Annotated in this window: 29 protein-coding genes, 1 pseudogene and 2 riboswitches; of the genes and pseudogenes, 18 read left to right on the top strand and 12 right to left on the bottom strand. The window is 67.6% G+C overall.

What is annotated here, in order from left to right; translation table 11 throughout:
- Positions 1-363 precede the first annotated feature (363 nt).
- Complete coding sequence (locus DFR50_RS29060; protein ID WP_113893457.1) at positions 364-1,038, top strand: DNA-3-methyladenine glycosylase I; 675 nt, start codon at positions 364-366, stop codon at positions 1,036-1,038.
- A 207-nt stretch (positions 1,039-1,245) separates the two neighbouring features.
- Here the strand turns inward: DFR50_RS29060 and DFR50_RS29065 are convergent, their stop codons facing one another.
- Both DFR50_RS29065 and DFR50_RS29070 read right to left on the bottom strand, forming a co-directional pair.
- Complete coding sequence (locus DFR50_RS29065) at positions 1,246-1,998, bottom strand: SDR family NAD(P)-dependent oxidoreductase (protein ID WP_113893459.1); 753 nt, start codon at positions 1,996-1,998, stop codon at positions 1,246-1,248.
- A gap of 194 nt (positions 1,999-2,192) precedes the next feature.
- The gene (locus DFR50_RS29070) at positions 2,193-2,375 is read right to left on the bottom strand and encodes a hypothetical protein (protein ID WP_113893461.1); all 183 of its coding nucleotides are present in this window, start codon (positions 2,373-2,375) and stop codon (positions 2,193-2,195) included.
- Positions 2,376-2,468: 93 nt separating this feature from the next.
- Here DFR50_RS29070 and DFR50_RS29075 point away from each other — a divergent pair, with 93 nt between their 5' ends.
- Positions 2,469-3,029 (top strand): TetR/AcrR family transcriptional regulator, encoded by a 561-nt coding sequence (locus DFR50_RS29075; protein WP_245428211.1) that lies wholly within the window; start codon positions 2,469-2,471, stop codon positions 3,027-3,029.
- Between the two features lie 90 nt (positions 3,030-3,119).
- On the opposite strand, the gene DFR50_RS29080 is transcribed toward DFR50_RS29075, so the two are convergent.
- From DFR50_RS29080 to DFR50_RS29090, 3 genes are all read right to left on the bottom strand, one after another.
- Positions 3,120-3,536: a nuclear transport factor 2 family protein gene (locus tag DFR50_RS29080; RefSeq protein ID WP_113893465.1), complete on the bottom strand. Its 417-nt coding sequence runs from the start codon at positions 3,534-3,536 to the stop codon at positions 3,120-3,122.
- An 84-nt stretch (positions 3,537-3,620) separates the two neighbouring features.
- On the bottom strand, positions 3,621-4,220 hold the full coding sequence (locus tag DFR50_RS29085) for an NADPH-dependent F420 reductase (protein ID WP_113893467.1): 600 nt from the start codon (positions 4,218-4,220) through the stop codon (positions 3,621-3,623).
- 67 nt (positions 4,221-4,287) lie between these two features.
- Positions 4,288-5,022: an SDR family NAD(P)-dependent oxidoreductase gene (locus tag DFR50_RS29090; RefSeq protein WP_113893532.1), complete on the bottom strand. Its 735-nt coding sequence runs from the start codon at positions 5,020-5,022 to the stop codon at positions 4,288-4,290.
- Positions 5,023-5,252: 230 nt separating this feature from the next.
- On the opposite strand from DFR50_RS29090, the gene DFR50_RS29095 reads away from it, so the two are divergent.
- Positions 5,253-6,140: a LysR family transcriptional regulator gene (locus tag DFR50_RS29095; protein WP_113893469.1), complete on the top strand. Its 888-nt coding sequence runs from the start codon at positions 5,253-5,255 to the stop codon at positions 6,138-6,140.
- Between the two features lie 282 nt (positions 6,141-6,422).
- Here the strand turns inward: DFR50_RS29095 and DFR50_RS29100 are convergent, their stop codons facing one another.
- From DFR50_RS29100 to DFR50_RS29110, 3 genes are all read right to left on the bottom strand, one after another.
- A complete protein-coding gene (locus tag DFR50_RS29100) occupies positions 6,423-7,271 on the bottom strand; it encodes a pirin family protein (RefSeq protein WP_113893472.1) in 849 nt (282 codons plus the stop codon).
- Between the two features lie 62 nt (positions 7,272-7,333).
- Positions 7,334-7,963 (bottom strand): NADPH-dependent F420 reductase, encoded by a 630-nt coding sequence (locus tag DFR50_RS29105; protein ID WP_113893474.1) that lies wholly within the window; start codon positions 7,961-7,963, stop codon positions 7,334-7,336.
- Between the two features lie 27 nt (positions 7,964-7,990).
- Positions 7,991-8,350 (bottom strand): FMN-dependent NADH-azoreductase, encoded by a 360-nt coding sequence (locus DFR50_RS29110; RefSeq protein WP_170153438.1) that lies wholly within the window; start codon positions 8,348-8,350, stop codon positions 7,991-7,993.
- 103 nt (positions 8,351-8,453) lie between these two features.
- On the opposite strand from DFR50_RS29110, the gene DFR50_RS29115 reads away from it, so the two are divergent.
- The 3 genes and pseudogenes from DFR50_RS29115 to DFR50_RS29125 form a co-directional block, all read left to right on the top strand.
- Complete coding sequence (locus DFR50_RS29115) at positions 8,454-9,395, top strand: LysR family transcriptional regulator (RefSeq protein WP_113893478.1); 942 nt, start codon at positions 8,454-8,456, stop codon at positions 9,393-9,395.
- 114 nt (positions 9,396-9,509) lie between these two features.
- Complete coding sequence (locus tag DFR50_RS29120; RefSeq protein WP_113893534.1) at positions 9,510-9,914, top strand: GFA family protein; 405 nt, start codon at positions 9,510-9,512, stop codon at positions 9,912-9,914.
- Between the two features lie 49 nt (positions 9,915-9,963).
- Positions 9,964-10,246, top strand: a pseudogene (locus tag DFR50_RS29125) (class I SAM-dependent methyltransferase); the annotation flags it as partial.
- A gap of 626 nt (positions 10,247-10,872) precedes the next feature.
- On the opposite strand, the gene DFR50_RS29135 reads toward DFR50_RS29125, so the two are convergent.
- The 3 genes from DFR50_RS29135 to cobO form a co-directional block, all read right to left on the bottom strand.
- A complete protein-coding gene (locus tag DFR50_RS29135; protein ID WP_113893481.1) occupies positions 10,873-12,333 on the bottom strand; it encodes a cobyric acid synthase in 1,461 nt (486 codons plus the stop codon).
- 244 nt (positions 12,334-12,577) lie between these two features.
- Positions 12,578-12,874 carry a GIY-YIG nuclease family protein gene (locus DFR50_RS29140; RefSeq protein WP_113893483.1) on the bottom strand — a complete coding sequence of 99 codons (297 nt, stop codon included), beginning with the start codon at positions 12,872-12,874 and terminating at the stop codon, positions 12,578-12,580.
- Positions 12,875-13,189: 315 nt separating this feature from the next.
- Positions 13,190-13,798 (bottom strand): cob(I)yrinic acid a,c-diamide adenosyltransferase, encoded by a 609-nt coding sequence (cobO, locus tag DFR50_RS29145; protein ID WP_113893485.1) that lies wholly within the window; start codon positions 13,796-13,798, stop codon positions 13,190-13,192.
- A gap of 65 nt (positions 13,799-13,863) precedes the next feature.
- Positions 13,864-14,046: riboswitch (cobalamin riboswitch) on the top strand.
- 90 nt (positions 14,047-14,136) lie between these two features.
- Between cobO and DFR50_RS33215 the strand changes: the two genes are divergently transcribed.
- From DFR50_RS33215 to cobJ, 6 genes are all read left to right on the top strand, one after another.
- A complete protein-coding gene (locus DFR50_RS33215) occupies positions 14,137-14,538 on the top strand; it encodes a DUF1636 domain-containing protein (RefSeq protein ID WP_245428213.1) in 402 nt (133 codons plus the stop codon).
- Positions 14,535-15,566: a cobalamin biosynthesis protein CobW gene (gene cobW, locus DFR50_RS29155; protein WP_113893488.1), complete on the top strand. Its 1,032-nt coding sequence runs from the start codon at positions 14,535-14,537 to the stop codon at positions 15,564-15,566. Before DFR50_RS33215 ends, cobW begins: the two co-directional genes overlap by 4 nt.
- Positions 15,567-15,578: 12 nt before the next feature.
- The gene (cobN, locus tag DFR50_RS29160) at positions 15,579-18,929 is read left to right on the top strand and encodes a cobaltochelatase subunit CobN (RefSeq protein WP_113893490.1); all 3,351 of its coding nucleotides are present in this window, start codon (positions 15,579-15,581) and stop codon (positions 18,927-18,929) included.
- A gap of 85 nt (positions 18,930-19,014) precedes the next feature.
- Positions 19,015-19,644, top strand: a complete 630-nt coding sequence (locus DFR50_RS29165) for a precorrin-8X methylmutase (RefSeq protein ID WP_113893492.1) — start codon at positions 19,015-19,017, stop codon at positions 19,642-19,644.
- A gap of 2 nt (positions 19,645-19,646) precedes the next feature.
- Positions 19,647-20,372 (top strand): precorrin-2 C(20)-methyltransferase, encoded by a 726-nt coding sequence (locus DFR50_RS29170; RefSeq protein WP_245428214.1) that lies wholly within the window; start codon positions 19,647-19,649, stop codon positions 20,370-20,372.
- Entirely contained in the window at positions 20,369-21,133 is a 765-nt protein-coding gene (gene cobJ / locus DFR50_RS29175) for a precorrin-3B C(17)-methyltransferase (RefSeq protein WP_113893496.1), read from the top strand. Before DFR50_RS29170 ends, cobJ begins: the two co-directional genes overlap by 4 nt.
- Here cobJ and DFR50_RS29180 read toward each other — a convergent pair.
- Positions 21,115-21,861, bottom strand: a complete 747-nt coding sequence (locus DFR50_RS29180; RefSeq protein WP_113893498.1) for a cobalt-precorrin-6A reductase — start codon at positions 21,859-21,861, stop codon at positions 21,115-21,117. The genes cobJ and DFR50_RS29180 overlap by 19 nt on opposite strands.
- A 26-nt stretch (positions 21,862-21,887) precedes the next feature.
- Here DFR50_RS29180 and cbiE point away from each other — a divergent pair, with 26 nt between their 5' ends.
- The 6 genes from cbiE (at position 21,888) to DFR50_RS29210 (ending at position 26,855) form a co-directional block, all read left to right on the top strand.
- Positions 21,888-23,099, top strand: a complete 1,212-nt coding sequence (cbiE, locus tag DFR50_RS29185) for a precorrin-6y C5,15-methyltransferase (decarboxylating) subunit CbiE (RefSeq protein ID WP_113893536.1) — start codon at positions 21,888-21,890, stop codon at positions 23,097-23,099.
- Positions 23,096-23,491 (top strand): cobalamin biosynthesis protein, encoded by a 396-nt coding sequence (locus tag DFR50_RS29190; RefSeq protein WP_113893500.1) that lies wholly within the window; start codon positions 23,096-23,098, stop codon positions 23,489-23,491. The genes cbiE and DFR50_RS29190 overlap by 4 nt, the downstream gene beginning before the upstream one ends.
- Positions 23,488-24,249 (top strand): precorrin-4 C(11)-methyltransferase, encoded by a 762-nt coding sequence (gene cobM / locus DFR50_RS29195; protein WP_113893502.1) that lies wholly within the window; start codon positions 23,488-23,490, stop codon positions 24,247-24,249. Before DFR50_RS29190 ends, cobM begins: the two co-directional genes overlap by 4 nt.
- A 66-nt stretch (positions 24,250-24,315) precedes the next feature.
- Positions 24,316-25,113 carry a uroporphyrinogen-III C-methyltransferase gene (cobA, locus tag DFR50_RS29200; RefSeq protein ID WP_113893538.1) on the top strand — a complete coding sequence of 266 codons (798 nt, stop codon included), beginning with the start codon at positions 24,316-24,318 and terminating at the stop codon, positions 25,111-25,113.
- The gene (locus tag DFR50_RS29205) at positions 25,110-26,420 is read left to right on the top strand and encodes a cobyrinic acid a,c-diamide synthase CobB (RefSeq protein WP_113893504.1); all 1,311 of its coding nucleotides are present in this window, start codon (positions 25,110-25,112) and stop codon (positions 26,418-26,420) included. Before cobA ends, DFR50_RS29205 begins: the two co-directional genes overlap by 4 nt.
- Positions 26,421-26,509: 89 nt before the next feature.
- A riboswitch (adenosylcobalamin (AdoCbl) riboswitch) is annotated at positions 26,510-26,597 on the top strand.
- A 48-nt stretch (positions 26,598-26,645) separates the two neighbouring features.
- Positions 26,646-26,855: a CbtB domain-containing protein gene (locus tag DFR50_RS29210; protein ID WP_113893506.1), complete on the top strand. Its 210-nt coding sequence runs from the start codon at positions 26,646-26,648 to the stop codon at positions 26,853-26,855.
- Positions 26,856-26,915 lie beyond the last annotated feature (60 nt).

Genomic DNA, 26,915 nt, shown 5'->3' on the forward strand with positions numbered 1-26,915 from the left:
CTCAGCCGAAACGTTAACCAAAGGCGCCTCCTCTCAGGCCGAGGTGGTACCCTTTTGCCTGTCGCCTCCGGTCCCCTTTTGCATGTCGCCCGACACTGTCGTGATGGGTACAGTTGATCCGCCCGTCCGCACGAGCACAGTGGGCGCCGCAGGGCGGTGCGAAGGCTGGCGCTTCACGCCCGTGGGCGCCGGCGGCGGCCAACCCTCGTGACATAGGATCCTGGTGATCGAAAGCTGTGGCCCATCGGTGCTGGAGGACCGAGGCCAAACCCTCAGGACCGTTCACCAGATGACCGAGACCATCCGGACCTTCCCGCGTACACTGCGGCGGTGTCACCAGAGTGGAGGGAGTGAACTTTCGCAATGCGACCCTTCGACGAGATCATCGGACTGGCGGTCGGGCGCCATGGCGGATCAGACGCTTTCGAGCGAATGCTCGCTGAAACCCGCCCGTCGCCGCTGCACGTTATCGCGGCGATCCCGGACGATCGCATCCTGGCGACCATGACGCGGCGCGTCTTTTACGCGGGCTTCTCCTCAAAGGTGATCGACTCGAAATGGGAGGCGTTCGAGTCCGCGTTCGAGCATTTTGATCCGGCACGCTGTGCATGGATGACGGAGGAGCGCCTCGACGAACTCCTCAAGCGACCGGACATCGTCAAGAACGGCGCGAAGATCAAATCTGTGTTGGAAAATGGTCGCTTCGTAATGGAGTTGGCCGCGAAGCATGGCGCAGCCGCCCGGTTTTTCGCAGAATGGCCTGACAAGGACTATGTAGGTCTTCTCGAATTCCTCAAGAAAAACGCGAGCCGACTCGGCGGCGAAACGGGAATGCGATTCCTTCGCTCGATCGGCAAGCCAGCCTTCATCCCGACGCCTGATGTCGTGAGAGCCCTCATTCGCGAAGAGGTGCTCAGCAAAAGCCCGTCCGGAAGGGGCGACTTGTTGAAAATACAGGCGGCCTTCAATCAGTGGTCGGATCAATCTGGTCTCGATCTCACATCGATTAGCCGAACGCTCGCCATGAGCGTCGGTTGACAGCAACATCAAAGGTTAAAATGGGGTGCGGTGACTGTCGAACTTCAGAACATGAAGTGGGCAATCGCTGTGTCGCAATTTCGAAGTTTGCGGCAAGCCGCCGGCGGTGAGCTTCGCCGGCACGGCGCTGTCGTCGTTTGATGTCCGCGAAGTTTGGTCCCGCGACCGGCGGGCTGGAGGGCCAACCGGTCGTGTGACCCATCTGGGTCAGACCTGTGCCCAGCCACCATCGACGGCGAGATCGATACCGGTGATGTAGGAGCTTTCATCGGAGGCGAGGAACGTGAGCGCAGCCGCGATTTCAGCCGGCTTGCCCCTGCGACCCATCGGGATCTGTGCAGAAAACTGGGCGACCGCCTCTTCGGCCTGCTCAGCGGTAAGGCCGGTCGTTGTCGCCAAGGCGGGAGTCTCGATCGCGCCGGGGCTCATCGTATTGACGCGGATGTGTCGGTCCTTCAGCTCCATGGTCCAGGATCGCGAGAAGCTGCGAACAGCCGCCTTGCTTGCTGCGTAGGCGCTGAACGCTGGCAACCCCATCACGTTCGAAACCGAAGAGTTCAGAATGATCGATCCGCCGTCTTTGAAGAGGGGAAGGGCCTTCTGCACCGTAAAGAACAAACCCTTCACGTTTACATCGAAGGTCTGGTCGAAATGGGCCTCAGTAGCTACTGCGAGCGGCGCGACTGTTCCTGCGCCTGCGTTTGCGAAAAGAATGTCGATGTGACCATGCTTCTCTTTCACGGTCGCATAGAGCCGGTCCAGATCTTCCAGGCGCGACACGTCGCCCATGACAGTCGTCACGTTTTTCCCGATATCGGCCGCGGCCTCCCGTAGGGTCTTCTCGCGTCGCCCAAAGATCACGACTTGGGCGCCTTCTTCCACGAAACGCTTGGCTGTGCCCAAGCCGATACCGCTGCTTCCGCCCGTAATCACGGCGATCTTTCCATTCAGCTTCGTCATATGTGCATCCTTCGCTTTTCTCAGGTTGATCTCATGCGCCGTTTGTGGAGCACCGATCCGGATATATGGACCACTGAACCGTTTATCAAGGGGCGGCGTGAACCGGGGGCATTCGGCGCGTTGTCCGTATGTCGCGGAGCCGACCGAATTCGGGATCTGCTCGTCGCGATGCGAGACCCCGCCGTCGGTTCAACTTAGCCGCCCGGGAAGTAATGGCCGTTGTCCAGTGCATGCTCTTGCTCCTTGACGCCGCCGGCTGAGGCGATAGGGCCGATTGGCGCAGCCGCGCCGCAGCTGCCGAAGCCGCTGATGTTGCGCACATTCCTGCTTCTCATGGCTTCGATTTCCACGCCGTCGAGCAGCGTCTCGGTTGCCATCTGCGGATATGAACGCTATCTATTGAACCACTGATCCGTTTATATGGATCGCTGATCCTCTTATCAAGGCGTACTATGCGAGCCGACGCTAGGATGAATTACGACCATATTCTCATGGTCGCGCGTGACGCCGTCGCAGAGCGCGGCGCCAACGCATCCATGCGCGATATTGCCCGCCGCGCCGGCGTCGGCCTGGCCACGCTGCTTCGTCATTTCCCGACGCGGGAGGCCCTGTTTGAAGCGTTGGTGTGCACGAAGCTGGACGCATTAACGCAGAAGGCAGACGAACTCGAAACGTCGACCCAGCCTGACAAAGCGCTCCTGTCTTGGTTTCACGAATGGATAGCGTTCGCTCAAGGGCAAAAGGGCGTTGTCGAAATGATGGCAGCCGCGCACACGAACCCGGATTCCGCCCTTTACGCTTCATGCGCTGCGGTGCACTCAGCCAGCGCTCGATTGCTGGCCCGTGCTCAGGGAGAAGGCAGGGCGCGCGCCGATATGAACGGTGATGATCTGTTTGGCTTGATGGCGGCGCTCGGATGGCTCGTCGACTTACCTTCATTCGCGTCACGGGCCGATCATCTCACACACATTGTCGCCAGCGCCGTCCTGGCATGCCCGACTGGCAACGATGTTGAGAAGGCAGCGCATTGAACAACGATCGCACCTGACGGTCGATGCGCGGCGCGCGAACGCCAGGCCCGCGGCTGATCCGCCGTTCACCTCGACCGATGGCCGCGGACCCTAAGCTGACCCGGACTTATCGATCTGCGCAGCCCGCGCCAGCGCCTGTGTGTCGATGTACTCCCGGATGTTCGTCAGCTTGCCGTCCCGGACTGTGATGGCGAAGACAAAATGGTCAGCGAACGCTTTGTTCGTGGCTTTGATCCTCCCCTTGGCAAAGCCGATGACGATTACCCGATTTCCCTGGGCCACCAATTCGGGAGGCTCGGGGTAGGAAAACGGCGCCTCCTCGGCAGCCTTCGCAAGCGCTTCCGCCACTCCGGCGCGCCCGCGGTGCGTTCCGGCTAGGGGCCAGTCCTCGCCCGGAATGATCCACTCGATGTCTTCGGCGACCAGCGCCAGCAGAGCCTCCCTGTCGCCGCGACCGATCGCGGCGAAGAAGTCCTTCACGGTTTGGATGTTCTTCTCAATGCTCATGGGAATTCCTCCATTTCGCACGGGTCGCATCGCACTCGATCTGGTCTGTGCATCGTGGGCCTGCCGGCGGGCAGGTCGTGTTCATCAGCCGAACTTGACCAGGTCCTTAAAGATCAGCCGACCCCAGCTCTTTCCGCGCGCCTGCACAAGCAGCCCGCCTTCAGAAAGGCCGCCAAGTTTAATCGGCGAGAAACCGAGCTCTTCCGCGAGCGCGCCAATTTCCTCTAAAGCAGCGTCATCATCGCTCGCCAGGAACACCACTCTCCTGCCACCATGCACGGCCGGATCCTGGTCAAGAACAGCAGCGCCCAAATGGTTGAAGCCTTTGACCAGTCTTGCGCCAGAGAAAGCCTTCGAAAGGAACTTGGAAGAAGGCTGGCCTCCCAGGTCCTCGGGCGGCACGCCGTAGGCATTGGTCACATCGACGATGGTCTTGCCTTGCCAGGTGGAGAGCGCCTTCGCGACATCCGGATGCGACTCGAACCGGACAGCCAAAAAGACGATGTCCGCCTTGACGGCTTCCGCCAGAGTTTTGGCAATGACCTTGGGCCCAATCGCGGCTGCATCGGCTGCGAAGGTTTTTGGGTCGCGTGTGGTTGCCACGGATACTTCGATGCCCTTGCGGGCAAATGCCCTGGCCAGGGCCTTGCCGATATTGCCGAAGCCGATAATTGCGTAGCTCATATACTTTCTCCTTAAGTTTCCGAGCCCGACGCTCCCAACAATCGAACGAAGCGCCGGGCCCGACGCGTCAGATTTGCGCCAGGCCGCCGTCGACGGCGACCTCGCTGCCGGTCATGAAGCTGCTGTCCGAGGACGCGAGAAAGGCAGCCGCTGCTCCGAGCTCCGCCGGATCGCCCATGCGTTGGAACCCCGTCATCGCGCCGTAGGCCTTCAGGCCTTCCTCGCCGAGCGCTTCCGTCGCGAGTTCGGTCGCAATCGCCCCTGGCGACAGCACGTTTACGCGGATGCCGGCGCCCTTCAGGTCCTCCACCCAGGTCCGCGCGAGGTTGCGCACTGCTGCCTTGCTGGCGCTGTAAGCAGTGAATGCCGGGGCGCCCGTGGCGCCGGCGCTCGATCCAGTCAGGATGATCGAGCCGCCCCTGGCCATCAACGGCAACGCCTTCTGGACGGTGAAAATCGTACCCTTCACGTTGGTGTCGAAGGTTTCGTCGATGTGCTCGGCGGTGATCTCGCCGAGCTTGAGCGGACTTCCCGTGCCGGCATTGGCGAATACGACGTCGAGGGTTCCGCGCTCGGCCTTCACCGCAGCATAGAGTCGGTCGAGGTCGGCCTCGTCCGCGACCGATCCCTTCTCCGCGCGGGCATTCGGCCCGAGCTTGGCCAAAGCTGCGTCGAGCGCGTCCTGCCGGCGGCCGAAGATGAAGACGAAGGCGCCCTCCTCGATGAAGCGCTTTGCAGCGGCGAGGCCGATGCCCGTGGCGCCGCCGGTGATCACAGCGGTCCTTCCATTCAGTCTGGTCATGTAACGCATCCTTCGTTTCGCCATCTCGGGTCTTTGGCGGTACGGGGAGGTCTCCCCGAGACCCTCAACGTGGGTTCGCGGAAGTCGGGCGGTGAGTGCGGAATTGCGCACATCAGTGGTGCGAAAACGATCCGGCTCGGCGATTGTAAGCCGCGACGGTCGTGCACACTTCAAGCTCTGCGTGTTGGAATGAGGTTCAAAAGCCGCATCGCGCGGCGCAGGAATGCACCATGATCGACTGGGATGACGTGCGCTACTTTCTTGCTGCGGCGCGCGGAGGCTCGGTGCGGGCTGCCGCCAAGCGCCTCGGGGTGAACCACGCGACCGTGCTACGACGCATCGCGCAGCTCGAGGAACGCCTCGGGGCGCAGATGTTCGAAAAACTACCTTCGGGCTATCGCCTCACGGCTGCGGGCGAGGAGGTCCTCGAGTTCGCGGACCAGATGGAAGCGTCGTCGCACCAGCTCGAAACGCGTGTCTTCGGACGCGATCAGAGCGTGCGCGGGCTCCTGCGGGTGACGCTGCCGCCGCCCCTCGCAGCACACCTCCTCATGCCCGACTTCGCCGTTTTCGTACGTTTGCATCCGGGCATCGAGATGGAAATCTTGTCCTCTGGCGAGCTGGCCAACTTGACCAACCGAGAAGCCGACGTGGCGATCCGTGTCGTCTATGATCGCGAAGCCCTGCCGCTCAATCTTCACGGTCTGAAGGGACCTGAGCTGTTCGGCGGCTTCTATATGTCCGGCGATCGACTCGCCGAGTGGCGAGCGGGCGGGCCGGATCCCAGGTGGATCACCATAAGCGGTCACGGGGCGCCGGACTGGACCCACGAGGGCGAGCAACGCACAACTGGGGCTCCGTTCAGGACCATGGATTTCGAAACCCAGATAGCGGCGGTCCGGCAAGGTATCGGCATCACGACGCTGCCGTGTTTCGTCGGGGATACCGATCCCCTATTGGAGAGGGCGCCGGGCGCCAACCTACACCTCTATGGACCGGTCTGGCTTCTCACCCAGACACGCAAGACCAAGCGCGTGCGGCTCTTCACCGAGTTCGTATCCCGCAGACTTGCCGCCTATGCTCCGCTTCTCGCGGGGCTATCCATATCGCGCGATTGACGCCGGCAGGCCACAGGCGCCGCTTGCCGCGGTCCACGACCCGGCCGACACGCGCCTGAATGTTGAGAGCAAAATCCTGGTCTCTGAGCTGGGCACGCATCAGTATCCGTTAGGTCTCAAACGCGCACGTGTTACCGCTACACATGCGGAGCGGATAGCGTTGATAATGAGTGCGGGCCGGTGCAGCCGGTTCAGTCCTCGGGCGAAAGCTCGCTATCGCCGACGTCAACTTGAAGTTCCGTTTCGCTGGAAAACTGCAATCCGCGAAATCGATTGTGGTCTTTAGAAACGGCCAGCCCGGTAATCGGCGAACGCTTGCTGGATCTCCGCCTGCGTATTCATGACGAACGGGCCTCCAAACGCGATCGGCTCGCGCAAAGGCTGGCCGGTGAAAAGCAGAAAGCGGCCGGCAGCACCCCGCACGGTTATGGTGAGTTCCGACGCTCCCGGCGCCTCCGATCGCGTCAACCAGCCAAGCTGGCTGGCCTCCAAAAAGTCGCCGGCGGGCCCGATCTCGACCGGGCCTTCGAGGACGTAGACAAAGGCATTGTCGGTCGCTGCAAACGAATGCCGAAACGCGCCAACGTTTTCGACCCTCACCTCGAGCATCGTGACAGGAAGATGGTTGAGAGTGGGTGAGATCATATCGCCGTAGGCTCCGGAAAAGACCCTGATCTCGACGCCATCCTCGCTCCGGACCGGCAAGGCGGAAGCCACCAGGTCTTGATACCGTGGAGCCGTCATCTTCTGGGCCGCAGGCAGATTTATCCAGAGCTGCAGGGTATGTGCAATTGTCCCGGCCGGAGGGTTTTCCTCATGCCGGATGCCCCGGCCGGCAGTCATCCATTGAGCATCGCCGGCATGGATCACCCCTCCATATCCGGCGCTGTCGCGATGCTCGATCGACCCCTCGATGACGAACGTAACCGTCTCGATGCCGCGATGTGGGTGAAAAGCGAATAGCCCCGGGGGCGTCCAATCCTCGGCCATCAGGAGGAAGGGATCGGCGAATGCGGCGTCCGGCGCGTCGATCAAACGGCGCGCGCGATGTCGGTCGACTTGTCCCGACACGAACTGAGGGTCGTCGATGCGGGCCACTTCTCGAACAAAGATCGGTTTGGGGGTGTTCATACTGAACTTTCTGAAACGGTGACGAATTCGCGGACTCGCAATGCACGCGGCTCGAGTATGTCTTAGCGAACGATCCGGCGAACGAAGTGCAATTCCACAGCGGATAGAGGGCCGCCAAGCTGTTGCATCGCGCCGCCGTCCGCGAGAGAGCCGAGGTCGAGCGCGACCAGGCCAGTCGAATCGATGAGTTCGACCACGAGCGCCTTGGCGCCGCGATCGTCTCCTGACACGAACAGTACGGTCTTCGGCTTCTGTGGCGAGAAATCCTGTATCCAAGCCATCGGCATATTGCTGATCGATTTCACCAGCCTGGCCCCGGGCGCCATTGCGGCGATAATCTCGCTCGACGTGCGGCCCTCCAAAGCGGCAATCGATCTTGCTACGCCGGCAGCGCTGATGTCCCGTTTCTCGCCTATGTGGGGGTTCGTTCCGTCGACGAGTATGCGGCCGCTCCAGTCAATTCCCTTAAGCGCCTCCGGCGCATCCGCCCAGTTCGTGGCGAGGATCACCACATCGCATTGCGCGGCTTCCTGCTTGGATCCTGCGCTGGCGGAAGGACCCAGATCGGCGACGAGCCCCGCCAACGCGTCGGGCCCCCGCGAACTGGACAGGACGACCTCGTGGCCCGCACCGATCAAATGACGACCGATGGTCGTAGCCATGCGACCAGCGCCGATGAACCCAACTTTCATGAGGGTGCTCCCCGAACAGACGATGACTCAGGCGGCGGCGGCCAGGGCGACCACGTCGCCGATGTAAGTCTTCAGCGCCGCCGGGATGGCGAAATTGTACATTGGCATGCCGATGACGATGCGGTCGGCCGCCTGCAGCTCGGCCACGAGATCGTTGGATATCTTGATGGCGACGGCGCTTTCCGGCGAATGCCGCTCGGGCGGCGTGAACGCGCCGCCGATCCACGGCAGGTCGACGAACGGTAAGCTCGCTTTGATCAGATTGCGCCGGATCACCTCACCGTCCGGGTGGGCCGCCTGCCACTCTTCGACAAAGAGCGACGTGAGCTTGCGGGAAGTCGAGTGCTCGCATCGAGGGCTGGAATCGATGGCGAGACGTGTGGTCATTGCGGCGCTCCCATGCCGAGCAGGTCTACGGTTGCAAGCTCGCGCATCGCGGCGGTGAAAAAAACTGGCGAAGTTGCGATCAAGTCGGCCTATATTTTCGAACATGAGCCCGCTGACGCTCGATCAAATCCGCGTGTTCCTGGCCGTCGTCGACGAAGGGAGCTTCACGAAAGCGGCGACTAGGCTGAACCGTGCGCGGTCCGCCGTGACCTATGGCATCCAGAACCTCGAAGCGCAGATCGGGCTGCCGCTGTTCGACCGAACAGCCTACCGTCCGGCGCTCACCGAGGCGGGCCGCACGCTGCTATGGCGTGCGCGACGCATTGCCGAGGAGTCGGACGCTTTCCAGCAGTCCGCGCGAAGCCTGGCGAGCGGGCTGGAAGCCGAGTTGACGATCGTGATGGACTCGATGTTCCCGGCGCCACCGATCGTCGAAGCGCTCCGGGCCTTTACGATGGCGTTTCCAACCATCCAACCGCGCGTCTACGTGCAGCCGCTCGGCGCAGCCGCGGAACTGGTGCTCGACGGAACTTGCGTGGTCGGTCTCCTCCCACTCATCTTCAGTGACATGGCCGCCTTCAAGAGCTTTCCGCTCCTGACCATCGAGCTCGTTCCCGTCGTCGCTCCCGGTCACCCACTCGCGGCGATCGCAGGCGCGATCGAGACGCATGTCCTGCAGCAGCACGTGCAGCTCGTGCTGACCGATCGCTCCGCCCTGACGGCGGGACGGGATTATGGCGTCCTTTCCGCGCGAACCTGGCGCTTGGCAGACCTGAGCGCCAAGCAGTCGATGCTGCTGGCCGGCCTCGGCTGGGGCAACATGCCCCTTCACATGGTTGAAGATGACATCGAGCGGGGACGGTTGAAGATCATCCGACCGGCAGACTTCGATCCGCGGGTCGCTCGTCTTGTCATGGGATGCGCCTATCTCACCGCCGATCGGTTAGGCCCCGGCGCTCGATGGTTGGTCGAACGACTAACGGCGGGGCCGGGGCTGCATCTCAACGCAACCAGCAGGCACGCGGCACAAATCTCGGGAGGATGATGCCGTCGTGGTCAAAATCTGAAACGCCCTGGCGCGGCCGAGCTGGAAGCGTGACGAACGCCGAACACGAACGGCCTCTACCAAGCGAGCGGCTCTGCTGATGGGATAATGACGATGTTGAAGCTTTCCTGCCTCTGCGGCCAAGTCCGCATCGAAATTTCCAAGCGACCGGACTTCATCAATGAGTGCAACTGCACGCTTTGTAGCAAGTCTGGCGCCCGCTGGGCTTATTTTCACCCATCGGAAGTCATCGTCGTGGGAACGACGAGCGGATATCGCCGGGAAGATAAGGAAGACCCGGCCGCAGAAATCCATTTCTGTGCAAATTGTGGCTCCACGACACATTTTAATTTGACCGCAAGCGCCGTATCGAAATTCGGCAACGTCCAGATGGGCGTCAATATGCGTTTGGCGGATGAGAAGGACCTGGCCGGAATAGAATTGCGCTATCCTGACGGGCGAGCTTGGCCGGGCAAGGGGGCCTTCAGCTATGTGCAAGAGGCTCGGATCATGGGCTGACGGGTGGGTCCGGAATGAGCGCTTTGCGATGAGTGTCGGTCGGTTCAGTGCGACGGCGGCCGGCTTCAATCGAGCCGTCTACGAGCGGCTCAAGCCCGGTTGCGCCTACGTGATCTTCGATCACGCCGCCGCCGCAGGGACGGGCGCGAGCGACACCCGGTCGCTGCATCGGATCGACCCTGCATCCGTCCGCAAGGAGGTGGAGGCGGCCGGCTTCGTACCGTAGGCGGAAAGCAGCATGCTCGCGAACGCGGACGATTCCGACTTGATCAAGGTGTTTGATTGATCCGTCGATCAAGGGCCGAACTGATCGGTTTGTACATCGGTCGTGAAGCCCTGACCGGCGTCGGCGCCGACGGAAACGCCCCCGCTCACAAAGCAAATATGATTGAAATATCAGGGCTATAGGTCGGGTTTAGACGGGGACCCAGTTTGGCGCTGATCTCCGGTCAGGGCCGAGAGTGCGACTTGCAGCCGTGCGGGGGCGACCGTCGCTGTGGGCCGTTTCGATGTCGCCCGAGTTGATCTCACTCGCCCGCCGGTGGCCGAGGAGCACCTCGAAGTGATTGCGCAGACGGGCCATGGTGTACTTGGACAGGGGCTTCATCGGCTTCCCCTTGTGGATACTGCGCTGTGTCCACCGCGGTGGAAAACGGGGCGGAGTCATAGCTCGGGCGCGAGGTCCGGCGCGTCTCGGCGGACCCTCTGAGGGTGCAGGGCCGCTCCCGGGCGAGCCCGGTGCGCTGGACGCTGATTTTGGACCGAGCGCTTCAATTTGACGGGCAGATTGCGGGACTCTGGAGTCTGCGGACCAATAATTTCAAAGGTTACGCCGGCGCCGGCGCCCTGTGGCGGATTGCCGGGCGTTTACCTTGGACCGGCCGCTTCTTTCGAACGCCGAATGATAATGAGTCAGGGTATAACCCATCCTTCCGATTTGCAGAAGAGGTTGTTCGGCTCAGCGGGCCGTCTCGATCAGCCGGTCGACCGCAAGGCAGCGTTCCAGATGGTCCGCCAGCGCGTCGAGCGTGGCGTCGAGGTCGTGCTCGTAGTCGAGGTCGGACGGCAGAGCCTCGATCCAGTCGAGCCAGACGCGGCGCTGCAGGTCGTGGTTGAAGAGGCCGTGAACGTAGGCGCCGCGGATGTTTCCGCCCGGGGCCACGGCGCCGTCGGGCCGGCCGTCGGCGAAGCGCAGCAGCGGCCGCTCGGCGTCGCGGCCGAAGGTGCGCCCGACGTGAATCTCGTAGCCGTGAAAGGGAGCGCCCTCGGCGACCGAGACGCCGGCGCAGCGCCGGAGCGTCTTTTCGCCTTCGAGCACGGTCTCGACGTCGAGCAGTCCGAGCCCGGCGACCGAGCCCGGCCGGCCCTCGATCCCCCCGGGATCGGAAACCGTTCGCCCGAGCATCTGGTAGCCGCCGCAGACGCCGAGCACTTTGCCGCCGCGCCGGGCGTGGGCGATAATGTCGATGTCCCAGCCTTCGGCGCGCAGCGCCGCGAGGTCGGCGATGGTCGCCTTCGACCCGGGCAGGACGATCAGGTCGGCGCCGGCCGGCAGCGGCGCGCCGCGGCCGGCGAACACGATTCTGACGCCCGGCTCGCGTTCGAGGGCGTCGAAATCGTCGAAGTTGGCGATATGCGGCAGTTTTGGCACGACGACGAGCCGCCCGCCGCCGGTCACGCCGCGTGGCCGTTCGAGGACGACGGCGTCTTCCGCGGGCAACCAGGCGGCGTCGTGGAAATACGGCACGAGCCCGAACGACGACCAGCCGCTGCGCTCGACGATCGCCTGCATGCCGGCCGCAAACAGCGACGGGTCGCCGCGGAACTTGTTGACGATGAAGCCGCGCACCATCGCCGCGTCGGCCGCGTCGAGCACGACCCGCGTGCCGACGATCTGGGCGATCACCCCGCCGCGGTCGATGTCGCCGATCAGCACGACCGGCGTCCCGGTGGCGCGGGAAAAACCCATGTTGGCGAGGTCGTTGTCGCGCAGGTTGATCTCCGCGGCGCTGCCCGCGCCCTCGACCAGCACGATGTCGGCCTCGGCCTTGAGGCGCTCGTAGCTTTCAACCACGCTCGCCATGAGGCGCGGCTTCCACGCCTGAAAGTCCTGCGCGCCCGCCGAGCCGAGGCTTTTTCCGCGCAGCACCAGCTGCGCGCCGACGTCGCTCTGGGGCTTCAGCAGCACCGGGTTCATGTGCACGCTCGGCTCGATCCGGCAGGCGCGCGCCTGCAGCGCCTGGGCGCGGCCGATCTCGCCGCCGTCCGCGGCGACCGCGGCGTTGTTCGACATGTTTTGGGGCTTGAACGGCCGGACCCGCAGGCCGCGCGCGGTCAGCGCCCGGCACAGGCCCGTCACCAGCAGCGACTTGCCGACGTCGGATCCGGTGCCCTGGAACATCAGCGCGCGCGCGGTCATGCGGTTTCCCTGTCGTGGCGAGCGGCGCCCGGTTCGCCGGCTCGGGTCGAATACCCGACGGTTCGTTCGCACGCCAAGGCGATCGGACCCGACGGCCCAGGGTGACGTATTGCTGCAGCCCAAAGCGCGATCTTGAACTCCTCAAATGGACCGGAAAGCGGGCCTCGCCTCTCATCGCGGTCTGCGCGGAGCGACCCTCGGTGTCACCCCCGCGAACGCGGGGGTCCAGTGACGCGCCGCCAAGTCAATTGTTCAGCGTCTCGTAGAGGTCTCGCCAGTCTGGGTTGAACCGTTCGATCAGTTCGAGTTTCCACCGTCGCTCCCATTTCTTCAACTGCTTCTCACGCGCGATCGCCTCCCGGACATCATCGTAATGCTCGTACCAGACGAGCGTCTTGACGCTGTATTTCGCGGTGAATTGTGAGCCGACCCCGTTACGATGCTGAAACGCGCGCGCTCCGAGATGGTTCGTTACACCGACATAGAGGGTTCCGTTGCGCCGACTCGCCATGATGTAGACGCTGTAGCGCCGCTCGGTCATCCCTTGCCCCCGCAGCCGCTTTCCCTTGTCCTGAAAGCGCGATCCAGGATTGTATTGTCACCTGTCCGTGGTCAAGCGGTGGCGGCGGGGCGCTGGACCCCCGCTTTCGCGGGGGTGACACGGTTAAGGGCGCCGGCGATTGCGTCATCACCGCCGGCACATTCGAAGGTCCGCGCCTCGCGCCCTCTGCCTTACCTGGGTGAGTCGGAGGGCGGCAAAGGACCGAGGGCGAGACGTTCGTCGATGCGTCCGGGAGCGCCCGCCTCTTGCGCACTCCTGCCAGCCAGTCCGGCGCCATGCGCCCGATCTCGCCCCCTAAAACTCAATCCCCGCCTGCCCCTTCGCCCCAGCGGCGAAATGGTGCTTCACCGCGCCCATCTCGGTCACGAGATCCGCCGCCGCCAGCAAGGCCGGCTTGGCGTTGCGGCCGGTGACGACGACGTGCAGGTCGGCCCGGCGCGCCTGAAGCGTCGCCACCACCTCGTCGAGCGGCAGGTAGTCGTAGCGCAGCGCGATGTTCAGTTCGTCCAGCACCAGCAGGCGAATGGCCGGGTCGGCCATCATGGCGCGGGCCGTGTCCCAGGCGACGCGCGCCGCCGCGACGTCGCGCGCGCGATCCTGCGTCACCCAGGTGAAGCCCTCGCCCATCGTCCGCCATTGCACCCGGTCGCCGAAGGCTGCGAAGGCGTGGCGCTCGCCGGTGTCGCGGCCCTTGACGAACTGGACGACGCCGATCGTCCAGCCGTGGCCGAGCGCGCGCAGCGCGAGCCCGAAGGCGGCGGTCGACTTGCCTTTCCCGGGGCCGGTGTGGACGATCAGGAGGCTCTTCTCCACGACGGTCTTCGAGGCGACCTCCGCGTCCTGGACCTGCTTGCGCTTGATCATCTTCTCCCGGTGCCGGGCCAGTTCTTGCGTCGAATCCATGAAAGTCCTTTCGCTTCCGGCGAATTGGCGGCGCCGGCGCGTTGACACGTCCCGCGTCCGAGCCTACCAGAAATGTGACGACGGTCCTCGCGTGAAGCGAGGCCAAGAGGGAATACGGTCATTCCGTAGCTGCCCCCGCAACTGTGATCGGGAAGTCCGCGTCGATAGGCCACTGGAGCGATCCGGGAAGGCGACGCGGGCGTCAAGGACCCGAGAGCCAGGAGACCTGCCGTCGTCCGCAGACTAGACCCGACGGGCGGGGCGCCGCGTTCGGGGCGGCAATGCTTTGCCGTTCGCCTTTCATCGCCCCGGGAGCGTCTCGAGCGTGAGGGCGGTGGTTGGCGCATTGTAATGAACATCATCCGGTGGTCGTGCAGGTGTGCACCACCTGTCGCGCCGAAGGCGAAGCGCTGGAGCCGCGCGAGGCGCGCGCCGGCGCCCGCCTCTACGCCGCGCTCCGGTCGGCGAGCGGCCCCGGCGACCCGGAGATTGCGCCGGTCGAATGTTTCAGCGTGTGCCGCAGACCCTGCACCCTGAGCTTCTCGGCGCCGGGCGCCTGGACCTACGTCGTCGCGGATGTCGCCGCCGCGATCGACCCGCAGGAGATCTTTTCGACCGCCCGCCTCTACGGCGCCGCGCCGAAGGGAATCGTTCCGTGGAAGGAGCGGCCCGCAGCGCTGAAGCGCGGGGTCGTCGCCCGAATCCCGCCATCGCCGACCGAACAGGAGCCTCGCCCGTGAGCGCGTTGCGAAAAATCCCTGCAACCATCGTCACCGGATTCCTCGGCGCCGGCAAGACGACGTTCATCCGCAGCCTGCTCGAGAACGCCGGCGGGCGGCGGATCGCGCTGGTGATCAACGAATTCGGCGACGTCGGCGTCGACGGCGACATCCTCAAGTCGTGCGGCGTCGAGTCCTGCCGGGACGAGGATATCGTCGAGCTGGCGAACGGATGCCTGTGCTGCACCGTCGCCGACGAATTCCTGCCGGCGATCGAGGCGCTGCTGAAGCGGTCGGACGCGCTCGACCACATCATCATCGAGACGTCGGGTCTCGCCTTGCCGAAACCGCTGCTCAAGGCGTTCGACTGGCCGCAGGTGCGCGCGCGCGTCACGGTGGACGGCGTGATCGCCGTGGTCGACGCGGCCGCCGTGGCGGACGGGCGCTTCGTCGACGACGCCGAGAAGCTCGCGGCCGAGCGCGCCGCCGATCCCGCCGTCGCCCACGACAATCCGCTCGAGGAAGTCTACCAGGACCAGCTGTTCTGCGCCGATCTCGTCGTTCTCAACAAAATCGACCTTCTCGATCCGGACGATGCAGAGCGCGTGTCGCGCTCGATCGCAGCCGCGGCGCGCGGCCGGGCCAAGGTCATCGCGACCGAGGAGGGCCGGGTCGACCCGGCCATCGCGCTCGGGCTGGAAGCCGGCGCCGAGGACGACCTCGCCTCCCGGCCTTCGCATCACGACGGGTCCGAGGCGCACGATCACGACGACTTCGACTCGTTCGTCGTCGAGGTGCCGCCGCTCGCCGATCCGGCGGACTATGTCCGGCGGCTGGCCGAAATCACCGAGCGTCACGACGTCCTCAGGATGAAGGGCTTTCTCGACGTCGCGGGCAAGCCGATGCGCCTGCTGGTGCAGGGGGTCGGCGCCCGCTTCCGCCAGCAGTACGACCGGCTGTGGCGCGCGGACGAGGCGCGCCGCGGCCGCCTGGTGGTGATCGGCCAGAAGGGGCTGAACCGGGACGCCATCGAAGCCGCGCTTCGCTGACGAAAGGTCGCCATGCATCTCCTGCGCACCGACATCCGATCGCTGGACGAGACGGCTCAGGCCATCGACCTCGATCAGTCGCGGGCGGAGATCGTCGCGCTGTCGTTCACCGACAGCGACCTCGCCGTGCTCGCCAAGGCGTGGGAGGGGCTGGCCGCCGGGCAGGCCGGGGCGCCGTCGCTGCGGCTCGCGAGCCTCGCCGACCTGCGGCACCCCTACTCGGTCGATCTCTACGCCGAAAAAGTTCTCGCGCACGCGCGTTTCGTGCTGGTCCGATTGCTCGGAGGGCTCGACTACTGGCGCTACGGGATCGAGGAGCTCGGCCGGATCGCGCGGGCGAACGGCGCCTATCTCGCCGTCGTGCCGGGCGATCACCGCGAGGATCCGCGCCTCGACGCGGCCTCCACCGCCTCGACGGCCGATCTTCGCCGCATCTGGGGCTGGCTCCAGCAGGGCGGGGTGGAGAACGCGCGCCAGTGCCTGCGCTTCGCGACGGCGAAGCTCGACCGCCCGTGCGCCTTCGCCGAGCCGCGCCAGCAAGCGAGCAGCGGCGCGTTCGACGCGGCCTACCGCCCGGCCGCGCCGGGGGCGCCGCGCGCGCTCGTCGTCTTCTACCGATCGGCGTGGCTGGCCGGCGACACCGAGCCTTACGAAGCGCTGGCGGACGCCCTCGAGGCGCAGGGCTTCGGCGTCGAGGCGGCGTTCGTGACCAGCCTCAAGGACCCGTCCGCCGTCGCGAGCCTGACGGGCCGCCTCAGCGACGAGCCGCCGGACGTGATCCTCAACGCGACCGCGTTCTCGGCGCGGCTCGAAGGCGGCGCGACCGCGTTCGACGCCTGCGACGCGCCCGTCTTTCAGGTCGCGGTCAGCCTGGCGACGGAAGCGCAATGGCGCGAGTCCGCCCGCGGCCTGTCGCCGGCCGATCTCGCCATGAACGTCGCGCTGCCGGAGGTCGACGGCCGGATCTTCGCCGGCGCCATCGCGTTCAAGGCGGCCGAGCCGCCGATCCCGGGGCTCGAATACGCGCCGCTGCGCGCCCGTCCGCACGCGGCCAACATCGCCCATGTGGCGCAACTCGCCGCGGCCTGGACGGCGTTGCGGCGAACCCCGGCGGCGCGCAAGCGGATCGCCTTCTTGCTCTCGGACTATCCCGGCAAGGGCGGCCGCACCGGCTACGCGGTGGGTCTCGACACCTACGCCTCGGTCGAAACGATCGCGCGCCGCCTGGCGCGGGAAGGCTACGGGATCGGCGACATTCCCACCGCGGCGGCGATCGCCCGCGGCCTCACCGGCGCGGCGACGGAATCGCTCGGCCTCGACGCCTATCGCCGTCGGCTCGCCGAGGCGCCGCCGGCCTTCGCCGCTGCGATCGCGGCGCAATGGGGCGAGCCGGAAGCGGACCCCGGCTGCGCGGACGGCCGGTTCCGGTTCGTGGCCCTGCGGCTCGGCCGCTCGGTCGTGGCGCGCCAGCCGGATCGCGGCCGCCGCGCCGCCCGCAAGGACGAATACCACGACCTGGTGCTGCCGCCGCGCCACGCCTTCGTCGCCTTCTATTTCTGGCTCGCCGATGTGTTCGGCGTGCACGCCGTCGTGCATGTCGGCGCCCACGGGACGCTGGAATGGCTGCCGGGCAAATCGGTCGCGCTCGCTCCCGACTGCGCGCCGCGCGCTGCGCTCGGCGCCATTCCAGTCATCTATCCATTCATCGTCAACAACCCCGGCGAGGCGGCGCAGGCCAAACGGCGGACCGCGGCGGTGACGCTCGGACATCTCACGCCGCCGCTGATCGCGGCCGGCGCCCACGGGGCGCTCCAGGAAATCGAAGGCCTGATGGACGAATACGCCGAGGCGCAGGCGCTCGACGGCCGCCGCGCGCGGCGCCTCGCCGACCTGATCCTCGAGCGGGCGCGCGACACCGGCCTCGCCGAGGAGGCCGGCCTCGACGGCGATCCGAGCCCCGCCGAAGCGCTCCGGCGGCTCGACGCCTTTCTGTGCGACGTCAAGGAGATGCGGATCGGCGACGGGCTGCACGTGTTCGGCGCGGCGATCGGCGCTGAACGGCTCGCCGCGCTCGCCGCCAATTCCGGCGCCGACGCCGGGGAGGCGCTGGTGCGCCTCGAACGCTCGCCGGCGGCCGAAATGGACGCCCTCGTCGCCGCGCTCGGCGGCCGCCACGTCGCACCGGGCCCGGGGGGCGCGCCGGCGCGCGGGCGCATCGACGTCCTGCCCACGGGGCGCAATCTCTTCGCCGTCGATCCGCGCGCGGTTCCCACCCGCACCGCCTGGGAGCTCGGGCAACGCGCCGCGCAGGAGTTTCTCTCGCGCTACCTTCAGGATCACGGCGACTGGCCGAAGCGGGTGATGTTCGACCTCTGGGGCAGCGCTGCGGTGCGCACCGGCGGCGAGGATCTGGCGCAGGTCCTGGCGCTGATCGGCGCCCGGCCGGTCTGGGACCACGCCTCCAACCGCGTCTCGGGGTTCGAGGTTCGGACGATCGCCGCGCTCGGCCGGCCGCGCGTCGACGTGACGGTGCGAATCTCGGGTCTGTTCCGCGATGTCTTCCCCGAACAGATCTCGCTCGTCGACGCGGCCGTCAGGGCGATCGCCGACCGTGAACACGAATCCGACGACGACAATCCGCTGCGCGAGGCGGCTCTCGGCGGCGGCTCGCGCTCGCGCATCTTCGGCGCGGCGCCCGGGGCCTACGGAACCGGAGTCGTCAAACGGGCGCTTTCCGGGGAATGGGCGTCGCGCGCCGAACTCGGCGCGGCCTATCTGGCGGCGACCGGCTATGCCTATGAAGGCGAGGCCGTTCGCGCGACGACCGAGTTTCGCGACCGTGTCGCATCCTCCCAAGCCTTCGTCCATGTCCAGGACATGCCGGGGCAGGACGTGCTCGACGCCGACGCCTTCGCCGATCACGAGGGCGGATTCGCCGCGGCCGCCGAGGCTTCGGGCGCCGCGCCCGCGCTCTATCACCTCGACGCGACAGACCCCGCCGCGCCGAAGGCGCGGGCGCTGTCGCAGGAGATCGCCCGGGCGCTGCGCGGCCGGGCGGCCAATCCGCGCTGGATCGAGGGGCAGATGCGCCACGGCTATCGCGGCGCGGCCGAGATCGCGGAAAGCGTCGACAATCTCTACGCTTTCGCCGCGACCACGGATTGCGTGGCGGACAGGCACTTCGACCTGCTGTTCGACTCGATCTGCGCCAACGCCGCCGTGCGGACGTTCCTGGCTGAAGCCAATCCGCAGGCGGCGAAGGCGATCGCCGACCGCTTCGAGAGCGCGCTCAGCCGCGGGCTGTGGCGAACCCGGCGGAACAGCGTCGGTCCGATCCTGAGCGCGCTGAAGGAGCGGGCATGAGCGGCGGGGCGATCGTCGGGCCATGCGTCCGGCCTCGCGCTCGCCCGCGCTTGGCGCTAGGACGGAGATGAGGAGCGGCGGAGGCATGGCGACTTACGATTATGTTCGCGACGGCGACGAGATCTACCGACGCTCGTTCGCGATCATCCGCGCGGAGGCGAACCTCGGGCGCTTCCGCGGCGTTGAGGAACGGGTCGCGGTCCGGGTGATCCACGCCTGCGGCATGCCGGACGCCGCCGACGATCTCGTGTTCGCGGAAGGCGCGGCGCAGGCTGGCGTGGAAGCGCTGGCGGCCGGCGCGCCGATCCTCTGCGACGCCGAGATGGTGGCGCGCGGAGTGACGCGGGCGCGCCTGCCGGCGCAGAACGAGGTCGTGTGCACGCTCAACGACCCGGCCGTCGCCGATCTCGCCAAGGCCCGCGGACTGACCCGGTCGGCCGCGGCCGTCGACCTCTGGCGCGAGCGGCTCGGCGGCTCGGTGGTGGCGATCGGCAACGCGCCGACGACCCTGTTCCGGCTTCTGGAAATCCTCGCCGACGGCGCGCCCATGCCCGCCTGCATCGTCGGCATGCCGGTCGGCTTCGTCGGCGCGGCCGAATCGAAACAGGCGCTGATCGCGTTTCCCGGGTCGCCGCACATCGCGGTGCGGGGACGACGCGGCGGCAGCGCGATGGCGGCGGCGGCGATCAATGCGCTGGCGAGCGCGAAGGAGTGACCGTGGCGGGGCGTCTCATCGGGGTGGGTCTCGGCCCGGGCGATCCGGAGCTTTTGACGGTGAAGGCGGTCAGGGTGATCGCCGAATGTCCGGTTATCGCCTATTTTTCCAAGACCGGGCGGCGCGGCAACGCCCGCACCATCGCTGACCGCTGGATCCCGGCGACCGCGGAGGAATTGCCGCTCGGCTATCCGGTCACGACCGAGATCCCGTTCGACCACCCGGACTATACGGCGATCCTCGCGGCCTTCTACGAAGAGGCGGCGGAGAGACTCGCCGGGCGCCTGCGGCGCGGGCTCGATGTCGCGTTGCTGGCCGAGGGCGATCCTCTGTTCTACGGATCGTTCATGCATTTGTTCGAGCGGCTGAAAGCGGAGTTCGAGACCTGCATCGTGCCGGGCGTCACGGGGATGGCCGGCTGCGCCGCCTCGGCCTCGGCCCCGATGACCTGGGGCGACGACGTCCTGACGGTCCTGCCGGGCACGCTGCCGTTCGAGGCGCTGGTCCAGCGCCTGAAGACGAGCGACTCGGCCGTGGTGATGAAGCTCGGCCAGAACTTCGACAAGGTGCGCGAAGCCTTTGCGGAGGCCGGGCTCCTCGAGCGGGCGCTCTATGTCGAGCGCGGCACCATGCCGAACGAGAAGATCCTGCCGCTCGCCGACAAGACCGACGGCGACGCGCCCTATTTCTCGCTGATCCTGCTGCCCGGCCGGGGACGGCGCCCATGAGCGGGGGGAGGGTCTTCGTGATCGGGCTCGGGCCCGGACCGGCGGCCTGGCTGTCGCCCGAGGCGAGCGCGACGCTGGCGATCGTCACCGACCTCGTCGGCTATTTTCCTTATGTCGAGCGGGCGGCGCCCCGCGAGGGCGTCCGCGTGCATGCGAGCGACAACCGCGTCGAACGCGACCGCGCCCGCCATGCGCTCGAACTCGCCGCGGAGGGCAAGACGGTCGGGGTCGTCTCGGGCGGCGATCCCGGCGTGTTCGCCATGGCGGCGGCGGTTGTCGAGGCGCTCGAGGACGGCCCGCCCGAATGGCGCGGGCTCGACATCGCGGTGGTTCCCGGCATCAGCGCGATGCAGGCGGCGGCGGCGCGGCTGGGCGCCCCGCTCGGCGGCGACTTCTGCGTCATCTCGCTCTCGGACAATCTCAAGCCGTGGGCGCTGGTCGAGCGCCGTCTCGAGGCCGCGTGCCACGGCGACTTCGCCATCGCCATCTACAATCCCGCCTCGCGCGCGCGCCCTCGCCAGATCCACGATGCGTTTCAATTGTTGCGCCGCCTGCGCGACCCCGAAACCCCGGTCGCGTTCGCGCGCGCGATCGGCCGCGACGACGAGCGGGTCGTCCTGACGACGATCGGCGAGGCCGACCCGGGGCTCGCCGACATGAGCACGCTGGTGCTCGTCGGCGCCTCGACCACCCGGGTGGTGGCGCGGACGGAACGGGCGCCGTTCCTGCTCACGCCGAGAAGCTACGGAGCCGGCCGGTGAACCTCGATCCAGCCGAGCACGCCGTCGAGATCGTGGAAGGTCGGACGCGCCGGCGCCGGCGGGGGCCGGATCATGATCACCGGCAGGCCGAGCCGGCGCGCCGCGTCGAGCTTTGCCCGCGTCGCCTCGCCGCCGGAATTCTTGCTCACGACCACGTCGATCCGCCGCGACGTCATCAATTCGATTTCGTCCGGAATCGTGAACGGACCGCGCGCGAGCGCCAGTTCGACCGAAGCGGGCAGCGTCTCGGGCGCCGGCGCGTCGATCGACCGCAGCACGAAATGGTGCGGCGAGGGACCGGCGAAAGCGCCCGCCTGAAGGCGCCCCGCGGTGAGGAAGACGCGCCGCGGCGATTCTCCGAGCGCCCGCGCCGCGGCGGCCGCGTCGTCGACCTCGGTCCAAAGATCTCCGGGACCGGCCGTCCAGGCGGCGCGGGTGAAGGCCGCGAGCGCTACGCCCGCCGCGTGGCAGGCTTCGGCGGCGTGACGCTTCATCTGGGCGGCGAAGGGATGGGTGGCGTCGACCACCGCGTCGACGCGTTCGGCCGCAAGATAGCGAACGAGACCGTCCACGCCGCCGAATCCGCCGACCCGCGTCGGCAGCGGGCTCGGCGCCGGGTTGGCGGTCCGGCCGGCGAGCGACAGCACCGTCTCGACGTCCGGCCGCGCCGCCAGCGCGCGGGCGAGGCGGCTTGCTTCGCTGGAGCCGCCGAGCAGCAGAATCTTCATTGCGCGCGCCTTCGGGGTTGGGCTTCATGAGCGGGTCCGCGTGGCTCACGATCATCGGGCTCGGCGAGGACGGGCTCGACGGATTGTCTCCTGTCGCAAGAGCGCGCCTCTCGCAAGCCTCGCTCGTCGTCGGCGGCGCCCGGCATCTCGCGCTGATCGGCGAGACGGCGGCCGAGCGCATGGCCTGGCCGTCACCGTTGCAGCAGGCGTTTCCGGCGATCCTGGCGCGGCGCGGCGAGCCGGTCTCGGTGCTCGCGTCCGGCGATCCGTTCTTTTTCGGCGTCGGCTCGCTGATCGCCGAGATCGTGGCGCCGGACGAAATCCTCTGCTTTCCGCAGCCCTCGGCGTTCAGCCTCGCGGCGAGCCGGCTCGGCTGGGCGCTTCAGGACTGCGCGCTCCTGTCGCTGCACGGGCGGGCGCTGGAACGCGTCATCCCGCACTTTCAACCGGGGGGCCGCGTGCTGGCGCTGTCCTGGGACGGGGACACTCCGGCGAAGCTTGCGGCGCTGCTCAGTGACCGCGGCCTCGGCGCCTCGCGGCTGACTTTGTGCGAGGCGATGGGCGGCCCGCGCGAGCGCCTGCGCGTCGCGATCGCGGAGGCGTTCGACATGGTCGGCGTCGATCCGCTGAACACCGTCGCGATCGAGGTCGCGGCCGGACCGGGCGCGCGCATTCCGCCGCGCGCCGCCGGGCTGCCCGACGCGTGGTTCGAGCACGACGGCCAGATCACCAAGCGCGAGATGCGCGCCGTGACGCTCGCCCAACTCGCGCCGCGCCCGCGCGAGCTCTTGTGGGACGTCGGGGCGGGGGCAGGGTCGGTCTCGATCGAATGGCTGCTCGCCGACCCCTCGATGCGCGCGGTCGCCGTCGAGCGCGATGGCGAGCGATGCCGGCGCATCCGCCGCAACGCGGTTTTTCTCGGCGTTCCCCATCTCGACATCGTCGAGGGCGAGGCGCCCGAGGCGCTCAGCGGGCTCAGGCGGCCGGACGCGGTCTTCCTCGGCGGCGGCGTGACGTCGCCGGGCCTGATCGACCTGTGCTGGTCGGCGCTCGGCGCCGGGGGCCGGCTGGTGGTCAATGCAGTGACGCTCGAGAGCCAGTCGGAAGTCACGGCTGCGCAGCAGCGGCTCGGCGGCGAGCTTCTCCTGACGCAGTTCGCCCACGCCGAGCCGATCGGCCGGTTTCGCGGCTTCCGGCCGGCGATGCCCAGCGTCCAGTGGAGCCTCGTCAAGCCATGAGCGGGCGCAGCGCGGTGGGGGTCGGCTGCAAATCGGATGCGGGAGCCGAGGCGATCGTGCGCGCCGTGCGGCGAGCGCTGGCGCGCGCCCCCTCGCCCGCCTCGGCGCCCACCCTTCACACAAGCGACCGAAAATCCGGCGACGCGGCCCTGCGGCAGGCCGCGCTGAGCCTCGGGCTCGATCTCGTCTTTCACAACGAGGCGACGCTTGCGACGCGTGACGTGGAGGTCGTATCGCGATCCGCGCGCGTGGAAAAAATCATCGGCGTCGGCAGCCTCGCGGAAGCGGCCGCGCTCGTCGGCGCGGGGGCGGGCTCGCGCCTCGTCGTCGCCAAATTCAGCGCTGACGGCGTCTCCTGTGCGGTCGCCGTCGCCCCGGAGGCCATCGCGTGACCGTCCATTTCATCGGCGCCGGCCCCGGCGCGCCGGACCTCATCACAGTGCGCGGCCGCGACCTCATCGCCCGCTGCCCGGTCTGCCTCTACGCCGGTTCGCTCGTGCCGCGGGAGATGCTGCAATGGTGCCCCGCTGATGCGCGCGTCGTGGACACCGCGCCGATGAGTCTCGACGACATCGTCGCGGAAATCGAGCGGGCGCACGCCGAAGGCCTGGACGTCGCCCGGCTCCACTCGGGGGACCTGTCAATCTGGAGCGCGCTCGCCGAGCAGACGCGGCGCCTGGCCAAGCTCGGCATCCCTTTCGACGTGACGCCGGGCGTGCCGGCCTTCGCCGCCGCCGCCGCGGCCCTGCAGCGCGAACTGACCCTGCCGGAGGTCGCGCAGTCCGTGGTGCTGACGCGCACCAGCGGGCGGGCCTCGGCGATGCCGGAGCGCGAAACGCTCGCGGCCTTCGCCGCCACCGGCGCCACGCTCGCGATCCACCTCTCGATCCACGCGATCGACCGCGTCGTTGCGGAACTCGCGCCGATCCTCGGACCCGATTGCCCGGTCGCGGTGGTGTTCCGGGCGACGTGGCCGGAGGAGCGTATCCTCGAGGCGACGCTGGCGACCATCGAAGCGCGCCTCGCCGAGGCGCCGATCGAGCGTACGGCGCTGATTTTTGTCGGGAGAGCGCTGGCGGCGCAGGACTTTCGCGACAGCGCGCTCTACGACGCCGACTATCTGCGCCGGTTCCGTCCGCGCCGCGCCTGACCGCCCCTCTTCGAGGTTTCCGCCAACGTGAAGCAAAGCGCGTCCTTTTCCGATGAGTTCGGCCCCGTGTCGCTCCCTCGCTCCCTGACCCCGAACCTGCCGCGTTTCGAGCCGGGGACGGTCTGGCTGGTCGGCGCCGGCCCGGGTGATCCGGGCCTCCTCACCCTGCTCGCCCTTCACGCGCTTCAACACGCCGACGTGATCGTCACCGACGCTCTCGTCAGCGACGACGTGCTCGCGCTCGCGCGTTCGGAAGCGCGGCGCGAGTTCGCCGGCAAGCGCGGCGGCCGTCCGTCGCCGCATCAGGACGACATCTCCGACCGGCTGGTCGAGCTCGCGCGGAAGAACCTTCGCGTCCTGCGGCTGAAGGGCGGCGATCCGTTCGTCTTCGGCCGCGGCGGCGAGGAAGCCATGCGCCTCGCCGCCGCCGACGTGCCGTTCCGCGTTATTCCGGGCGCGACCTCCGGGCTCGCGGGGCTGGCCTACGCGGGCGTCCCGGCCACGACCCGCGGCGCCAACCAGGCGCTGATCCTCGCGACCGGGCATTCGGCGGATGCCGAAACGCCGGACTGGGAGCGGCTCGGCGCGCTGGGGGTCCCGCTGGTGTTGTACATGGCGATGCAGAAACTCGAGTCGATCGCCGATGCGCTGATGCGCGGCGGCGCGGCGCCGGACACCCCGGTGGCGATCGTCGAGGACGCCACGACGCCCCGTCAGCGCGTGCTCGTGACGACATTGGGGCGAGCCAAGCGGGACGCCGACGCGCAGGGCTGCGCCGCGCCGGCGATCATCGCCGTCGGGGCCATCGTCGCGCTTCGCGACCGGCTGCTGGCGACGCTCCTGAATGCGGCGCCGCGGCCGTGACCGCCCCCGGGCTCCTGCTCGCCGCGCCGCGCTCGGGCAGCGGCAAGACCACGGTGTCGCTGGGGCTCATGCGGGCCTTCCGGGACAAGGGGCTGCGCGTCGCCGGCGCCAAGTCGGGACCCGATTACATCGACGCCGCGTTCCACGCCGCAGCGACCGGAGGCCCCAGCGTCAACCTCGATTCCTGGGCGATGGACGAAAGCCTGATCGCCGGGCTCGCCGCAGCGACCGCGGCCGACGCCGACATCGTCGTCGCCGAGGGCTCGATGGGGCTGTTCGACGGCGTTCCCGGTCCCGCCGGGCGCACCGGCGCGTCCGCCGACGTTGCCGCCATTCTGGGCCTGCCGGTCGTGCTGGTTCTCGACGTCTCGGGGCAGGCGCAATCGGCGGCGGCAGTCGCCAAGGGTTGCGCTTCGTACGATCCGCGGCTCACGATCGCCGGCGTGATCCTGAACAAGGTCGGCAGCGAGCGGCATCGGCGGTTGACGGCGACGGCGATCGAAGCGATCGGCCTGCCCGTGCTGGGCGCGCTGCCCCGCGACCCCAAGATTGCGCTGCCCGAGCGCCATCTGGGCCTCGTTCAGGCCGCCGACACCGCCGACCTCGAAGCGCGGCTCGCGGGGCTCGGCGCGTTCGCCGCCCGGCATGTCGATGTCGACGCGATCCGGTCGCTCGCCCGGCCGCCGCGGAGCGCGCCGGGCCGCACGCCGGCGCTGAAACCGCCGGGGCAGAGGATCGCGATCGCTTCGGACGCCGCCTTTTCCTTCATCTACCCGCATCTCCTGGCGGGCTGGCGCGCCGCCGGAGCCGAGATCCGCTTCTTCTCGCCGTTGCAGAACGAGTCCCCGCCGCCCGACGCAGACGTCTGCTGGCTGCCCGGGGGATATCCCGAACTGCACGCCGGCCGGCTGGCGGCCGCCGGCCGCTTCCTCGACGGATTGCGGCGGTTCGCGGACACGAAGCCGGTTCACGGCGAGTGCGGCGGATACATGGCGCTCGGCGTGTCGCTGACCGACGCCGCCGGCGTGACGCATCCGATGGCCGGTCTCCTGTCCGTCTCGACGAGTTTCCTCAAACGCCGGATGACGCTCGGGTACCGCCGCGCGACGCTGGCGGACGACTGCGCCCTCGGGCGTCGCGGGCAGGTTCTGCTCGGACACGAGTTTCACTACGCCACGATCGCGGGCAGGGGCGAGGATGCGCCTTTCGCCGCGACGACCGACGCCTACGGCGCCGCGAGCGAGAATACGGGGTCTCGCCGGGGGCGCGTCACCGGATCGTTCTTTCACGTGATCGCGGAGGGGTGAGGAAGGCAAAATCCTGCATCGCGGCGTAGGATGCCGCCCGTTGTCGCATTGACACCCGACTTGTCCCGCCTATGATGACCTCGCGCATCGCTTCGGGCGCGGAAGCCGGTGAGAATCCGGCGCGGTCGCGCCACTGTGATCGGCCCACGGGCCAAAAGTCAGACCTGCTCCTGAAGCCAAGGGCGTCACGCATGGGGACGCGAATTCCCCGAGGAGTGTTTGGTCATGACGAATTCCTATCTGGCGCCGACCGTTGGCGTGACAGCAATTCCGCTGCGCGAAGTGCTGCCGTGGCTGATCTTCGCCGGCTTGATTTGCCTGCTCGGAGTCTATTTCGTCGGCGCCGAACAGGGCGCGACTGCCATTTTCAAAGGTATGTATATTCACGAATTCGTGCACGACAGCCGTCATCTCCTCGGCTTCCCCTGCCACTGACGATGTCAGCGGGTTCTTGTCTCCGGCGGCGGCGCGAGTCGCGCCGGGAGCGCTGATTAG

It is taken from the genome of Roseiarcus fermentans (assembly GCF_003315135.1).
GTDB classification, from domain to species: domain Bacteria; phylum Pseudomonadota; class Alphaproteobacteria; order Rhizobiales; family Beijerinckiaceae; genus Roseiarcus; species Roseiarcus fermentans.